Below are 15,702 nucleotides of genomic sequence, written 5' to 3' on the forward strand. Positions count from 1 at the left end.
ATTAACTCTCCCTTCAAAGGTTAGATGACGACTTCTATTCATGAAGAAGCGATTCCGCATCGCGAAGCAGGTACTCCGCAGCGGCGGTGGATACATGTTTTCCCTTTTGAGCGTTGACTTCATGGATAAAGCTGCTTACATGTTGATTCTGCAGCTTTTTCAGCATGCTATTCGCAATCCCTTGGTTGTCAATCCATCCGGCTTCTGCGAAACGCTGAACCAATTCCTCAAGAGCTGCGCTGCTTGTTTTCACTTCAAAATCAACGGACTTTGCGCTGGTATTCCCCGCCAAATCGCTGGCTTTCACGGTGAACGTGTGTGCTCCTAACGCCAGCTCGTACATTGGCGTGTCGCTTAAATCCGTTAGAATTTTTCCATCCAGCAGGACTTCCGTTTTCGCGTGATCGACACCTGTCCAGGCATCCGATATTTCAAATCGCGGTTGGAACGTACCAGACGTTAGTTCAGATGTAGTCACAGAGCCCAGCCTGATTTCGGGGGCTGTCCAATCGACGGTTATTTGGCTCGCGGCCTGATATCTTCCATCTTCCGTCGTTGCCGTAATAACAGCTTTCCCCTCCCCTACTGCCTTCACCCGTCCTTCAGCGTCTACCTCAACCACCTGATCATCATCGGTACTCCAGATGACTTTTTTATTGGTCGCGTTGCTGGGACTAACGGCAGCCTGCAGTGCCAAACTGCGATCGGAAGACGCATTAAAAACGATCTCCTGCCGGTCGATCGAAATACCGGTGACGGGTACATGTTCAGGGGTATGCTCAACGATAAGCTCATTCAGCGCGATATTGCCCCATACCCGGTTCGCATCATTCACTTTCAGCCGCAGTTTATAAGCATGAACGGTCGGAAACGTGACGGTTTGGCTTTCTTTGGTGCTGTCGTTAAGCTTCCATTCGACCGAGGCACCAGGCAATGCAGTTAGCCAGCCGCTGCCGTCGTAATACTCCACGTCAAACTTGGTAATCCCTTGACCTATGCCGAAAAAGGTAACCAACGTGACCTTGTTGACAGGTACCGGATCATGTCCGTAATCGAGCGTGATATAGCCCGGAAAAGATACGTTAACGTCGCTTCCCCATGCCGAGTTCAAATTGTTGTCGATAATGTTTGTGATCGTACCCGCTCCAGTCGGGAAGGACGTGGTGACCATGTCTTTGGATAAATCCGGATTGTTATATAGTTCTAGTTCGTTCAGCGTGATCCTGCCGGACAGCGCATTTCCTCCATGCACCTTCAAGCGGATCTTAGAAAACCGGGTGAGCGGAAACTCTACGGATTTGATATCATTCGAGCCGTTATTCAAATCCCAGGACAGATGAATATCCCTTCGAACAGGCACCCATCCTGAACCGTTGTCGTATTCGAGATCGAAATCCGTTATCCCTGATTCCTGCCCAAATCTCGTATTGAGCTTCAATTGATTGGCAGAAATGGTTTGACCGCCAAAGTCAAGCGTGATATATCCCGGAAAAGAAGGCGAAACCTCGGTAGACCATGCGGTGTCATAAAACTTATCGTTGATGTGTTCAATCGGCTGTGAAGACGACGAACGAAATGTCGTGCTTGCGGCAGCCTGTGGGGCCAAGTCATCGACAGGCGTGCTGACCGGCCGGATCTGAACGACGTCGATGGGATCGGGCATAGAACCGGCTGGAGGCACGCTGCCTTCGTATTCGTGTGCGCCGATATCCGGAGCCTCATTGTATAACGGATTGCCGAAGTAGTCCCTGCCTCCGTTATCATTGATGCGAATGCCTGTACCGATCAAAGGAGAATCGGCCAGCAGCTTATAGCCGTCGACGGTATTCATCCCTTCCGCTCCGCTGCCGGGGTTCGCAAATTTCGGATCGCCGGTTACCCCATGGGCATCGGCCTGAACGAGCGTGTTCCCGCCGTAATATGCGTTATAATCGAACGTTTGCCCCCTCAAATCCCAGCCTTTATCCCCTAAGCTGTAATAGACATTGTTATAATTTTTGATGTTGCGCGGAGCGCCGGAAGCCTTGGTGAAATAATCGCTCATGACCGGGTTGCCGGATGATTTGCCGACGTAAACCGTATTATTGTAGTTATACACGTTATCGATCGATCCGCTGTACCGGAAAATGCTTTTTCGGTCATTCTGGCTGATGTTATACCTTACGACCGTATTGATCGTGTCATACGTATCGTTGACAAACAGCATAAATCCCCCTGCGTTATCATGGCTGTAGTTGTACTGGACGAGCGAACCGATGTTTCCTGCGTCCACGTCAAAGCCGTGACCGTCTTCAGCGCCGTTGACGCTGGCAAAAGATTCGTTGAATTGGACCAAATTGTTGTCCGAATAAGCCCACCAAATAGAAGCATTGGTCGCCAGATATGTAGCCTGCCCTACCGTATTTCGCTCGACAACCGCTCCATCGGTTACGTTCCAGGCAATTCCTCCCGTTGCGGCTCTGAGGACGGTGTTGTTGGATATTTTCACACGAGTCGAAGGCGTCCAAGGCCCGTAAGGCTTCGGCACCCATGGCCATAAATCGCCCATTCCGTATCGCAGGATGCAGTTGGAACCGATGTAAATGCCATAGGCATCCACATCCGTCAGCATATTACCGTCAATCAGGACGTCGTCAAAAGCGCTTGGCGTCGTTGACCCGACCGAGTCGACAATAATTCCGCCGGATCGAGTCGTATAAGAACCGTCTACATCATGAATGTTTAAATTTTTGATATGAATATGGTGCAGCAGTCCCGCTTCTTCGTTTAAGATGTAGACGCCTCGCCGTTGTCCGCGCGGGTTTTCCCAGTCTCTGTCAAATGGCAGTGGGGAGCTGTTCGTCACTTCCAGGTTGCTGATCTCCCAATACTGCTGATTTTTCAAAAAAACAGCTTCCAGTTCTGACGTCACGCCGGCGATTAACGGCTTGCTGCCTTCCCCATACTTATCAATGATGATAGGATTTCCCTGTTCGCCCGAGCCTTTGGGCCACAGCCTGCCATTCCAGCTTTCCCCGGCTTTAAACAAAATCTTGTCCCCCGGGGAAAAGGTAGTCGCATTGACTTTGTCCAATGTCTTCCAGGCAGAACCTTCGCTTGTTCCGTTATTCCCGTCGTCCCCTCCTGTACTGTCTACGTAATAAGTCGTGCCGGATGCCATCGCGGCCTGCGGCAAAGCGGTGAAGAAAGAACAAACCATGGAGACAATCAAAGTCATGCAGAACACTTTACCTCCCCATTTCCTCAAAAAGCATCATCCTTTCGTTTTATCATGTATGTAAAGCCCATAGGCGTTACATCGTTACATTTGAAACGAATCGTATGGTCCCTGGTTCACGACGACCTTTGCTTCGGAGATGCGTTCGCGGACATAGCCCGCGTATTTATAGTCGATGTAGTCTTTGACTACTTGGTCTTTGACAGCGTCAAATGACTGATCCTTCGTTTCCGCGCTTTCTCGAGACTGGTAATACAGCTTCAGCTGCTGTTCATCGGGCTTCCAATCGTGTTCCATCAGATGGTTTTTGACGGATACAATTGCGTTTGTTATGACGTATTCAAAATAAGCATCCTCACTGTAGGAGGCGGGTCCGAAAACAACCTGATGATCGCGGATCGCTTTTTGCCTTCTCTTGTTTTCACGCTCGAGGGACTGTACAAAACTGTCCTCATCGATATCCCGCAGCACTCCCTGCTCCTGCGCAATGATTTGCTGAATTTTGATGTTCACACTCGTTTCCAGCGCTCTTTGTTTGATCATCTCCAGCGGAATTTGCCCTCCGTAAGACGTGGTCCAAAACGCCGGCGACGGCTCTGCGCCATATTTCTCATAAAAATAGCTGATGACTCCAGCTTTATTTGCAGTGATGGCTCTGCGGAATTCGTTGATATGAACGGGTACACCGTTAACCGTCGCGATCACCTCAGCGTGATGCTTCGTCTTTGAAAACCCGGACCCTGCAGTGAATATAACGATCACAGAACCTAAGACCAACAATCCGGCAATCACCAGCCATTTAGGACTGCCAAAATGATGAATGATTTTAACCATATGCATCCCTCGCCAGCCTATTTTTTGATCATGCTGTAATCAACATCGCCTTTAATCTTTGACGTGTTATATCATTATAAAGCCCGAAAGAAAGCGCATCCATTTCTCGATCTTTACAAACCTTTCACTTTCTTTACCTCATGAATCCGGTAGTGGATACATCATCAGGGGATCTCTTAAACTTTGGATTCAACACTAAGGCCGGCTCAACGCAAAAAAACTCTAAGCCTGATCAATGATCAAGCTTAGAGTTGCAAGGAACTGGTAGATCCATAAAGCGGCTATCCTAAATCAGGCTGCTCACCAAATTCAATTTCCGGCAGCTCCGTACCGAACAATTCGAAAACGACGATTTCGTTGGCACCCTCCCGCAGCAGCGGCCCCGGCACATACAGCGTTTTTTGCGGCCCGATGTTCCAATACCGGCCAAGGTTGAAGCCATTGATAAACACGACGCCCTTGGTCCAGCCGTTCAAGCTCAGAAAGGTGTCTGCCCGTTCGTGAACCTGCAGCTGCCCACGATAAAAGGCAGGGCCTTGCTGCGGCTGCAGCTCGTGAAAATCGAGACCGGACAAGTCGTTTAACGGCAGCGGGTACGTCGTCCATTCCGATAAAAACTGCCTTCCGTGCCGCACGCCCTCGGTGATTCCCTTCCTGTCTTTCATGTACGGGCCATAATTGATCCGGCCCATATTCTCCACGAGCAGCGTAAGCTGGACGCCGCCCGGCGGAACCGCGAACTCGATTTTCGTATCGGGCTCGCTGCGGTCCAATGTCCCGGCAAGTTCCCCGTTCAGATAGACCAGAGCGCGGTCGCGCAGATCCTGAACGAACAGCTCCTCCTTAGGTCGGGGGCCCGGGATCAACGTACTGTACTGAATAAAACCGTAATTCTGGCCGAGCTTCTCCATCGGTTCGGGATAGGGAGAGCGTACCGCCGCCGAAATCCGGTCCAGATTGCCGGCCAAGGGAGCAAGCTCCGTCATTGCCACTTTACCGTATGCTTTCTTGGCGATGGGGGCCGGCAGCCCGTCCGCTGCAAGCGGCTTATACTTTGCGATGATGTCACGAACGGCAAAATATTTGTCCGTCGGCTCACCGTTTTCGTTTAACAGCGCATCATAATCGTAGCTGGTGACCGTTGGCTCATAGCTGTCTTCCGTATGGCCGTTGGCTCCGCTCCAGAAGCCGAAGTTTGTGCCCCCATGGAACATATAAAAGTTAACGGAGGCTCCCAGGCTGAGCATTTCATCCAGAACAAAAGCGGCATCCTCCGCCGGACGGGTATGATGCTCCTCACGCCAGTGGTCAAACCAGCCGTCCCAGAATTCCATGCACATGACCGGCGCATCCGGCTGATACTCCCGCAGCTTCTCGAAGGATTCCCGGGCGCGGGAGCCGAAATTGACCGTTGCCAGGACGTCTTCCACCATCCCGCCCTGGAGCATGGCGTCTTCCGGACCATCCGAAGTAAACAGAGTCACGTCCATCCCCCGGCTGATCATCGCATTTTTCAAATAGTTCAGGTACTGCTTGTCGTTGCCGTAACTCCCGTATTCGTTTTCGATTTGCAGCGCGATCACCGGGCCTCCCTGGGTACAGAGCAGAGGCTTCAGCTTAGGAAGGAGCACATCATAGTAATCATCGACATGGTCGAGGAACGGCTGATGGTAACAGCGCAGGCGCATATCCGAATCCGCCAGCAGCCAGGAAGGCAGCCCCCCGAATTCCCATTCCGCGCAGATGTACGGTGATGGCCGAACGATAACATAAAGTCCGAGGCTGCCAGCCAGTTCGATAAACTTCACCAAATCAGCGATGCCCTCAAACTGGAATTCCCCTTTCTGCGGTTCATGCAAATTCCACGGCACATACGTTTCCACGGTGTTCAAACCGCAGGCTTTCAGTTTGATGAGCCGGTCCTCCCAATACTCCGGTACGACACGGAAGTAGTGAATCGCTCCCGACAAAATTTGAACCGGCTCATCATTCATATAAAAAGCAGATCCCGAATATCGAAACGTAGACATAAGTTCCTCCTGTGGATTAGGTTGAAGGTATCGTATTAAACTGATGGCTCGCGGACGGCGTAACGCTGTTCGAACTCCTTCAAACGGATGATCTCGCCCGCAATTCTGGACTCTTCAGCGGCGAACGCCATCAGATGGCTCTGGACGGAATGGTCTGCAGATGTAAGGCCTTGAGCCTTGGCGTCCACCCGTACCAGCTTGAGGAAATCGCTCATCAGCTTCATATCGCCGCCGCCATGGCCCACATGGCCGCCCATGTCCCCGAACGTAATCCGTTCGACTTTGCCGCTGCCGAAGTGAATGATTTCGATTTCGTTTTTCTCCATCGCTCCGCGGATTTCCCCTGTCGTGCCCATCAGCTTGATCGTGCGGCTTACGTCTCTTGTAAATGCGCTCATCGTAAACGCAGCCGTGATACCGCCCTCAAACTCGAGATTCACGACCTGATGGTCGACGACGTCGTTATCGCAGTGATATACGCATCTGCCGTATGGCCCTTCCTGCAGCGCTTTGTAACGGGCTTCGTAGCTCATGTCGTCACTGATGGCCGAAGTCGGCCAGTTCGTATCTTCGGTTAAATATTGATCGGGCGCATAATAAAGGCATTCATCCGCGACCGGACAGCCGTCCAGGCAGCGGAGCGGAGCTCCTTCAGGCGCTTCGGCTGCCGTAAAATGGCTGAGCGTGCCGAAGGAAGATACTTTGACGCAGTCCGCACCGGCAAGCCACAGCAGAATATCCAGGTCATGGCAGGACTTGGCCAGAATCATCGGGCTGGAGTCCTCCTTGCGGCGCCAATTCCCTCTGACAAAGCTGTGCGCTTGATGCCAGTACCCTACATTCTCATTATGCTGGATCGACATCAACCGCCCGATCGCACCATCTGCCAGCAAGCTTTTCAGCGTCTGGAAAAACGGAGTATACCGAAGGACATGACAGATGGAAAACACAAGTCCGGCTTGCGAAGCCATCTCCCCCATCCGGATGCACTCCCCGGGATCGGGTGACATCGGTTTTTCCAGCAGCACGTGATAGCCCGCCTGCAGCGCCTGCATGGTCGGCTCGAAATGCTGTTGATCCTGGGTACAGATCAGCACCGCGTCGGCCATCTTCGGAGCTTGGAACAGATCGTCCCAATGCTCAAAGCACATCGAATCCTCCAGCCCGTGCCTCGCCTGAAAGCTTTCCCTCCGTTCCTTGACCGGCTCCGCCACGGCGACTACCTCAAGCTCATGCGGATGCGACAGCGCATATTCCAGGTAATTGATGCCGCGCAGTCCCGCTCCGATCAAGGCGACTTTTACTTTTTTCACGTCTTCTTTCCCCTTTCGTTATTCCTTGACGCTTCCGACCGTCATCCCTTTGACGAAGTATTTTTGCAGGAACGGATATACGACCATGATCGGCAGCGCCCCCATAAATATCTGCGCCGTCTGCAGCGTTTTCTCGCTCAAATTTTCCATCGCTTTGATTTGTTCAATGGAGACGGACGTCATTTGGGAATTGATCGACATAATCAGCGTGGACAAATAGGTCTGCAGCGGGTATTTCTCCGGCGAATTCAAGTATAAGATGCCGTCGAACCAGGAGTTCCAGTGGCCGACGATCGTAAACAGGCCGATGGTCGCAATGGAAGGTAAAGAGACCGGCAAATAGATCCGCCATAAAATTCTCCAGTGTCCCGCGCCGTCGATCGTGGCCGCCTCGTCCAGCTCCCGCGGAATGGTGCGGAAGAAATTCAGCATCAGCACCATGTTCCATACATTCAGCGCGCCCGGCAAAATCAACGCCCAGATGGAATCGATCAAACCTGTATTTTTCACGATGATATACGTAGGAATGAGACCTCCGCCGAAAAACATCGTAATCGCAAAGAACCAGACATAGACCGTCCGATACTTGAACTGGTCGACCGACTTGGATAGCGGATAAGCCGAAATAAAGCACAGGAACATGTTGACCGCCGTGCCGAGCGCTACCCGCTCAATCGAAACCCCAAACGAACGGAAAAACTCTACCTTTTGCCCAAGGTACCGGTATGCGTCAAAGTTGAAGCCGACCGGCCACAGTTTGACCTCGCCGGCCATCGCCGCCGTATTCGAACTGAGGGACACGGACAGAAGGTGGATAAACGGAATAATGCCAAGAAGCGTAATCGCCGTCAGCAGCGCCGAATTGAAAATGACGAACATTTTTCTGCTCAAAGTTGGTTTGTGCATCTCTCTGCCTCCAGCTTAAAAAATGCGATAATTGTTGTATTTGTAAGCCGCGTAATAGGTTAGCGACACCAAAACCAAAGATATCGCGGATTTAAACAGTCCGACGGCGGCGGCAGGTCCGAATTGCTGACTGAACATACCAAGCCGGTATACGAACGTATCGATGATATCCGCTCCCTCATACACGGTCGGGTTATACATGATCAGAATTTGTTCAAATCCGGCGTTCAAAATCCCGCCAAGGCTGAGGACTCCGAGTAATATCAATATCGGTGCCATGCCCGGCAGCGTAATGTGAATCATCTGCTTCCATCTTCCCGCACCGTCAACCTCGGCCGCTTCGTACAGCGTGGCATTGATTCCGGTGATGGCGGCGAGCATGACGATCATGTTATAGCCCATCCCTTTCCAGACATCTGAGCCGATTATAATTCCGCGAAACCACTCGTTATCCAGCATGAACATAATTGGCTTCAGCCCCATTCCCGTCAGCAGTCCGTTAACGGGTCCACTCAGGGAAAACAGCTCGATAATAACGCCGCCAAGTACGGTCCAGGACAGAAAAAAGGGCAGAAATACGGCCGATTGGATAAAGCGGGAAAACCACCGCTTGGTGACTTCATTCAGCAGCAATGCCAGAATTAGCGGAACTAACAGGAACAACACCATTTTAATAACTGCGATCACGATCGTATTCCACAGCACCTGCTTGAAATCAGGCATGGCAAATACATATTTGAAATTGTCAAAACCAACGAACTTCGAATGAAAAAAGCCGGACAGCGGCTCAAACTGCTGGAAAGCCATGACGAGACCGGCCATGGGGCCGTAGGCATAAATCAGCGTCACGATAACGCCGGGCAGCAGCATGAGATGAAGGATATATTCCTTTTTCAGCGTTCTCACAGATGGACCTCCCCGTTCAATCGTAAACAGGAGGAATCGCCAGGACTAAAGCAGGCTCCTCCTCCCGTTTCACTTCATTTCAGGATTGCTAGCGGCAATCGCGAATCGAATTATTTCGCAGCCTGCTGACTGTACCAGTCGTTAACCTCTTTGGTAATTTGATCGCCGCCAAGGGACTTCCAGCTCTGAACGAACTTGTCGAAATCGTCTAGGGATCCGCCCAAAATGATCTTCGTAAACGCTTCCTGCATCAGCTTATCGAGCTGGGCGCCCTTCTCGACCTGCGTTTCCGTCGGCAATCCGAAGAACTCGTTGTTCACGAAAGCTCCGCTTTCCTTGATCTTCCGTGTCATCCCCCAACCGCCGTCTTTCGCCGCGCGGCTGAAGTATTGGCCCCAGTTCACGCCTTTGGAAGCGTTAGCCGTGTTGCCTGCAAGGTAATCCTGAGCTGCTTTGAACACATCGGCCACATTTTTGTAGTTCTCGTCATCCAGCGTAATTTCGGTCTGCTTCGCATCGAGTGCCTTGTTGACTTCCGTGTAGATCGTATCGATCTGGGCCGGGTTATAGATCCGCGGATTAAACCAGTTATAGACGTATCCGTTTTCCGCTTTGTTTTGTTCCATGTATTTCTTTTTGCCTTTTTCGATGTAGAAGTTGATCATTTTGATGGCAGCTTCCGGATTTTTCATTTTCTTGTTGACGGCATACACTTTTCCGCTCCGGATTTTAGGCACCAGCGATTTGCCCGGACCGTCCAGACCCGGAATTTGAATGGCGATCCACTCTGCCTTCGGATCCTTGTCCACGTTCAGGTTCAGCGGATAGTTCGGATACCACCATTCCCCGTAGACGATGCCGACTTTGCCTGCCGTAATGTCTTCGACAGCCTTGTTTTCGTCCTTCAAAGCGAACTCTTTGTCCAAAATGCCGTCTTTGTACCAGGATTGCAGCTTGCCAAGCGCATTCTTCACTTCCGGTTGAATCAAGCCGGGAATCAGCTTGCCGCTGCTGTCCTTGATCCAGGCGGATTGATTGTCCCCAATCGACGGATACGCCCCGAAGCCGTTAAAGAAGCCTCGCAAATCATAAGCCCAGAAGAACAGATTTTTTTGCAGCGATACGCCGTACGTATCGTTTTGCCCGTTTTGGTCCGGGTCGTTCTCAACAAATGCCTTCGCAACCTTATCCAGGTCATCCATCGTCGCAGGCGGCTGCAGTTTCAGGTTGTCGAGCCAGTCTTTACGAAGCCATAGCAGCTGCGTCGACAGGAACGGGTCCTCGAATGCAGGGATACCGAGCAGCTTGCCGTCTTCGGAGAACGTCTTCATCGCAAAGCCGCCGTCGGACTCCATGTATTTCTTCAATTCCGGCGAAGCGTAATCGTTGTAAGCTGCGGTCAAATCAGCAAGCATGCCCTGCTTCTTCAACTTTTCGAAGTTTTTCTGGTCCAGCTCCATAATGTCCGGCAGGTCGGCCGAAGCCATCGCGAGCGAGAATTTTTGCTCGAATTGGCTGGATGGAACGGTCCACTTGTACTTGACCTCGATGTTTAACATGTCTTTCAGATCTTTGAGGTAAGCATTTTGGTCAGGCGTAATGCCTTTCGGTGTCCGCGGGTCCTCTGGCGGGTTATAACCGAGCACCTCCGTTACGGTTACCGTTTCAGGGTATTTGCCAAGCGGCTCGGGCGGTGCGTCTGTGCTCTTGGTTTCTTCCTTGGATGCCGTTTCTGCGGCAGAATTTGCCGACGAATCTTTCCCCTGGCTCGAGCATGCCGTGAATAACGAAAGAGAAATCGTGGCGAGCAAAAGCAATTTCCATGGCTTGTGTAATTTCATATTGATGGCCTTCCCCCTTTGTATGCTGTCATCTTGTTATCGCTTCACGTCATCATTATAGATTCCGAAGGAAAGCGCTATCAATTTTGAGTTTTTTACTTTGCTTTCACTTTTTTTACTTATTTGGAGTTCCGGTATTCCTGGGGAGAAACCCCCATCTTTTTCTTGAAAAAGGTCGTAAAATAGGAATGCGAATCGAAGCCGACCCGGGCGGCGATTTCGATTAACTTCAGATTGGTGTGCTGCATCAGATGAAGCGCGCATTCCAGTTTTTTCGACTGGATGTAATCCTGCAAATTTTGTCCGGTCATCTGTTTGTAGTAACGCGACAAGTAAGACGGATTGAAATGGACATGCTCCGCAATCGCGGTCAGGGACACATCACCGGACAGATGGTGCTGGATGAAGCTCTGAATCTGGTTGATCACCCAGGATTTCATGTCTTCCTGCTTCATTTGCCCGGATTCCGGCGAAAATTCTTGATGGGCCTGCTCAATATCAATCACGATCATCTTGTGGCCAAAAGAGACTCGGGACTCCAGTGCACCGAGCAGCGCGCTGTATTGGTCGCGGATCGTCTCCCAGCCCTTGCTCAAATCGCCGGAAACGCCGAATGACACGGATGCGCCAAGCAGGCTTTCGCATTCATTTTGCACCAGTTCCAGGATCCCCTTCATATACGCCATGAATCCTTTCCAAGCCGGTGCCTCCGGATCAGGGTGAAGGAAACGGCCGAGCAGTTCCGCCTGCGGCTGAAGCAGCCACACAACGATATGTTCATCCGATATGGAGGACTCACAGGTGATCGAGTCAGGCAGGTTATTATGAAACGCCCTTTGCACGGATTCCAGCGCTTCCTGCGGTTTCAAATCCTCCGGGTTGTCGATCCTGCCGATGACTACAAATGCCGGTTCTTCCGCGTTCAGCCGGAAATCCAGCTCCTCGTACCGGGGATCGGCTAGAAGCGAAGCAGCAGGCTCCCCCTTCAGCATCCTTCTGATGCGTTCATTTTTCAAGACGGGAGCGGCGATTTGAAAATGCATGCTGGCCTTTTCTTCCCGGATTCTGCGGCTGTTCTCCTCGTCAAGCTTATGGCAGGCTTCCCCAACGGCCCGAAAAATCGGGTCGATACCCTCGGTTTTTAATATGTAATTGTCCGCACTCTTCCGCAGCGCAGCCTGCACGTAATCGAATTCGCTGTAACCGGTCAGAAAAATGATTCTGCAGTGCGGCCAATAATAGGCAATTTCGTCGACCAGCTGCAGTCCGGTTTTTTGGGGCATCCGGATATCGCTGACCAAAATGTCGAGCTTCATCTTCTTGGCGATGCTCAGCGCCTGCGCGGCTGAATAGGCTTTACATACATCGAGTTCGAATTCCGTATTTTCCTGAAAAAGCTGAATCAGCCCGTTTACGATAACCGGCTCGTCATCCACGATCAACAATCGGTACATGATGCTGCCTCCTTTTATGTCTCTGGTATAATGGTCAGGTTGATTTTTAAGCCGCCATGCATGCTTCTTGACGCCGTTAAGCCGCTCTCCGGCCCGTACTTGAGCTTGAGGCGATTATTGACGTTGATCAAACCCGTGTTCTCGATCGATTTTGAATCCCTGGCGAGCTTGGTGTTCAACTGTTCGATCATGGCATCGGTAGCCAAATTCCCGTTATCTTCGACCGTCACGCACAGTTTCCCTTCCCGGTATTCCGTCCGGATGTAGACCTTCCCCTCCATCATGCCGTCTTCAAAGGCGTGCTCAAACACATTTTCCACGATCGGCTGAATGATCAGCCGCGGCACTGTGATTGTAGCGGGGACTTCCGTCTGCTCCTCGTATTCGAAATGTACCCGATTGGAAAAACGGATGCACTGAATATCGCAATAATCGAGCGCATGACGGTACTCTTTATCGAAAGGCACCTCGTCCGCACCGCTTCTCGTAATGTACTGGTAATAGCTGCCGAGACGCTGGGAGAGCTCAGCAGCGCTGTCCGAATCGCCTACTTTGCACATCATGTAAATATTAAAAAAGCTGTTGTACAGAAAATGCGGATTGATCTGGGACTGAAGCTGCTTCAGCTGGGAGCGCTGCAGCGCTATCTTTTGCTCATAGTTATCCTGGATCGAATTTTTGAGCTTGCGTGCCATATTGTTAAAGCTGTTGAAGACGTAATGGAACTCATCCTTCGTTTTGGATTCAATCATAATGTTCAAGTTGTCGGTCTCAATCATATGAAACGCCTTGACCAGTTTGGATAAGGGCCTGTGGATCATGAGATTGACGGAAAAAGAATACAGGATCATCACGATGATCGCGATGATAAACAGGGTGTAGAACCACGTAATAAATTGGCTCAACGGGCGCGTGATCTCATTTTGATTCACATACATGATGAGCGATAAATGCAGTGAACTGACGTCATTGGGTGTAATAAAATAGTTCACGCCGTGCATCTTCCGCATCTCAGGCATACTCGAATTATGCAGGCTTTCATCATCAAAAAGCCCCAAAACCGCAGCGGACTCCCCCTGCTCCTGCGCTGTCGTCAGAACGGTTCCCGCCTCTTTATCCCCGAGCAGCACTTCGGATTGCGGATACAAATTGGCGATCTCCCTCAAAGCCTCCAGCAGCTTGAGTCTGGAAATCTCGATATAAGACCAGACCGCGCCGTTATTTTCCGTTTCGATGAAAAAAATCCGGCTTCCGCTCCTATAGAACGATGGTTTGGGCGTAACGGCCATGAGCGACGAGATCAGCTTCAGCTCCTCATTGGGCGTATTGGTCACACCCGAATCCGTGGAAATCGTTTTGCCGATGGCTTCGACGTACACGCCCGCATTCACTACATATTCGCTGGAAACGGTCAGTGTCGCAAGCCGGTCCCGGACCTGATCGATCAGCTCCACCTCTTCATAATTTTCCAGCATGCTGCCGCGGAAGCTGAGCTTCTGCAGATCTTTGTCATTTAACAGCTGAAGCTGCAGGTTTCGGATAAAGTACATTTCTTTATCGAGCTGCTTGCTGTAGAAGGACGCACCTGCCAAAGATGAGTTCAAAATCGCATCCTTGGTGATGGACATCCCCTTATAGTTAAGCCAGATATTCATCGAAATGAGTGGAAGCAAAAATAAAATAAAAACGATGACGATTTTCTGATACACGTACCACCGTGATGCTTTTCCCGCAGATTGCAGCTTCATGCTCTACCCCCGTTAGTCCAATGTCGCCGATAAGCATGCCATCAGCATACTCAAAAAACTTACTTTTTTCGATAAAATTCTCGCTTTTTCCCCTGAACAATAATTCAGCAAAAACAGTCCACATCCTTCTCCGGTTCCCCTTCGGGATGATAAATGTCCTCCGTCCGGCCAAACCTGCGGACCTTTACCCCGTTTTGTCCTGTTTTATGATATAATGGATTGCTTGCAACTTAGGTTGATATGCAGGAATGGCTTCATCTCACATTTTAAATACGCTTGGAGGATAGATCGCCATGTCACCCGCTAGTCCAAATATTCATCGTCAGAATCACAGAAAAACGATTTGGCTCGTGGTTCTGTTTATTCTTATCGCCGCCATCGGCTTGTCTTATGTCAAATGGTGGCCGTACTATCAAAAAGCATTTAAAGCCGCAGCCGAGCACAGCATCGGATCGTCCATTCTAGGAGCGGGCGGATCGGCGCCTTCCTGGCACTCGGCGGTTTCCTATGCAGAGACGTACTTCAAGTCGGTATGGAAAGCGGCCGTTCTCGGCATTCTGCTTGGTTCGCTGGTCCAGGTGCTGCTGCCCGTCCAGTGGCTGTATAAGCTTCTTGGCAAAACGACGTTTAAGAGCACCCTGATCGGCGGGGTCGCCTCCCTGCCCGGCATGATGTGCACCTGCTGTGCCGCCCCGATTGCGAGCGGCCTGCGCAAGCGCAACGTGTCCGTCGGAGCTGCGCTCGCTTTCTGGCTTGGCAACCCGCTGCTGAGTCCGGCAACGCTTATCTTTATGGCTTTCGTGCTGTCCTGGAAATTCACACTGCTGCGCATTGTTCTGGGACTGGCTCTGACGTTCGGCGTGAGCTACTTCGCGAACCGCTTTGCCGGTTCCTCCGAAGTGCCGGAACCGCTGGAGGAAGCAACGGCCGTCAAGGAAACGGACCGCGGACCTTTCCTTGTCCGCTGGGCCAAGAGCCTCGGCTTGATGATTCTGAGCGTCGTTCCGGCATACCTGATTGCCGTCCTGCTGCTGGGTGCTTTCCAGTCCACCCTGTTCCCGATATGGGTAGGTGGCGGGATCGCTGCTATTATCCTGTTCGCCGTCGTCGGCACGCTGTTTGTCATTCCGACGGCTGCCGAAATTCCGATCATCCAGTCCTTTCTGTCCCTGGGCGTCGGTTCGGGCCCAGCCGCAGCGCTCCTCGTGACGCTCCCGGCAGTCAGCCTGCCGTCCATGCTGATCGTGGCCAAGTCGTTCCCGCGGAAAGTGCTGCTGTTCGTGTTCGGCGCGGTCATCGTGACCGGACTGATCAGCGGCCTGCTAGGCGCTTGGCTGCTGTAATTGCGGTGAAACGCATATGTAATCAAAGCAATCCATCCACAGGAATTTCGTGGATGGATTGCTTTTTTCTTTGGGCTGGATCAATGAATGGGAGGCAAAGAAAAATGTAG

General features: G+C 51.3%; 11 protein-coding genes. 1 reads left to right on the top strand and 10 read right to left on the bottom strand.

From position 1 onward, the window contains the following. Positions 1 to 34: 34 nt before the first annotated feature. The 10 genes from C7820_RS11010 to C7820_RS33425 form a co-directional block, all read right to left on the bottom strand. The gene (locus tag C7820_RS11010) at positions 35 to 3,217 is read right to left on the bottom strand and encodes an Ig-like domain-containing protein (protein WP_116230975.1); all 3,183 of its coding nucleotides are present in this window, start codon (positions 3,215 to 3,217) and stop codon (positions 35 to 37) included. Between the two features lie 84 nt (positions 3,218 to 3,301). After that, positions 3,302 to 4,051 (bottom strand): SurA N-terminal domain-containing protein, encoded by a 750-nt coding sequence (locus tag C7820_RS11015; protein WP_116231726.1) that lies wholly within the window; start codon positions 4,049 to 4,051, stop codon positions 3,302 to 3,304. Between the two features lie 281 nt (positions 4,052 to 4,332). Further along, complete coding sequence (locus tag C7820_RS11020; protein ID WP_116230976.1) at positions 4,333 to 6,081, bottom strand: glycoside hydrolase family 35 protein; 1,749 nt, start codon at positions 6,079 to 6,081, stop codon at positions 4,333 to 4,335. A 35-nt stretch (positions 6,082 to 6,116) separates the two neighbouring features. Beyond that, positions 6,117 to 7,394, bottom strand: a complete 1,278-nt coding sequence (locus tag C7820_RS11025) for a Gfo/Idh/MocA family protein (protein WP_116230977.1) — start codon at positions 7,392 to 7,394, stop codon at positions 6,117 to 6,119. Between the two features lie 18 nt (positions 7,395 to 7,412). Next, positions 7,413 to 8,300, bottom strand: coding sequence for a carbohydrate ABC transporter permease (locus C7820_RS11030; protein WP_076167318.1), 888 nt, complete (start codon positions 8,298 to 8,300; stop codon positions 7,413 to 7,415). Between the two features lie 15 nt (positions 8,301 to 8,315). Next, positions 8,316 to 9,206: an ABC transporter permease gene (locus C7820_RS11035; RefSeq protein WP_116230978.1), complete on the bottom strand. Its 891-nt coding sequence runs from the start codon at positions 9,204 to 9,206 to the stop codon at positions 8,316 to 8,318. A gap of 110 nt (positions 9,207 to 9,316) precedes the next feature. Further along, on the bottom strand, positions 9,317 to 11,047 hold the full coding sequence (locus tag C7820_RS11040; protein ID WP_116230979.1) for an extracellular solute-binding protein: 1,731 nt from the start codon (positions 11,045 to 11,047) through the stop codon (positions 9,317 to 9,319). Between the two features lie 119 nt (positions 11,048 to 11,166). Continuing rightward, on the bottom strand, positions 11,167 to 12,501 hold the full coding sequence (locus C7820_RS11045) for a response regulator transcription factor (protein WP_116230980.1): 1,335 nt from the start codon (positions 12,499 to 12,501) through the stop codon (positions 11,167 to 11,169). Positions 12,502 to 12,515: 14 nt separating this feature from the next. After that, the gene (locus C7820_RS11050) at positions 12,516 to 14,249 is read right to left on the bottom strand and encodes a histidine kinase (RefSeq protein WP_116230981.1); all 1,734 of its coding nucleotides are present in this window, start codon (positions 14,247 to 14,249) and stop codon (positions 12,516 to 12,518) included. Next, positions 14,140 to 14,373, bottom strand: a complete 234-nt coding sequence (locus C7820_RS33425; protein ID WP_179231835.1) for a hypothetical protein — start codon at positions 14,371 to 14,373, stop codon at positions 14,140 to 14,142. Before C7820_RS33425 ends, C7820_RS11050 begins: the two co-directional genes overlap by 110 nt. 169 nt (positions 14,374 to 14,542) lie before the next feature. Here C7820_RS33425 and C7820_RS11055 point away from each other — a divergent pair, with 169 nt between their 5' ends. Next, a complete protein-coding gene (locus C7820_RS11055) occupies positions 14,543 to 15,592 on the top strand; it encodes a permease (RefSeq protein ID WP_116230982.1) in 1,050 nt (349 codons plus the stop codon). Positions 15,593 to 15,702 lie beyond the last annotated feature (110 nt).

It is taken from the genome of Paenibacillus sp. VMFN-D1, from assembly GCF_003386155.1.
In the GTDB taxonomy this organism is placed as follows: Bacteria; Bacillota; Bacilli; order Paenibacillales; family Paenibacillaceae; genus Paenibacillus_AQ; species Paenibacillus_AQ favisporus.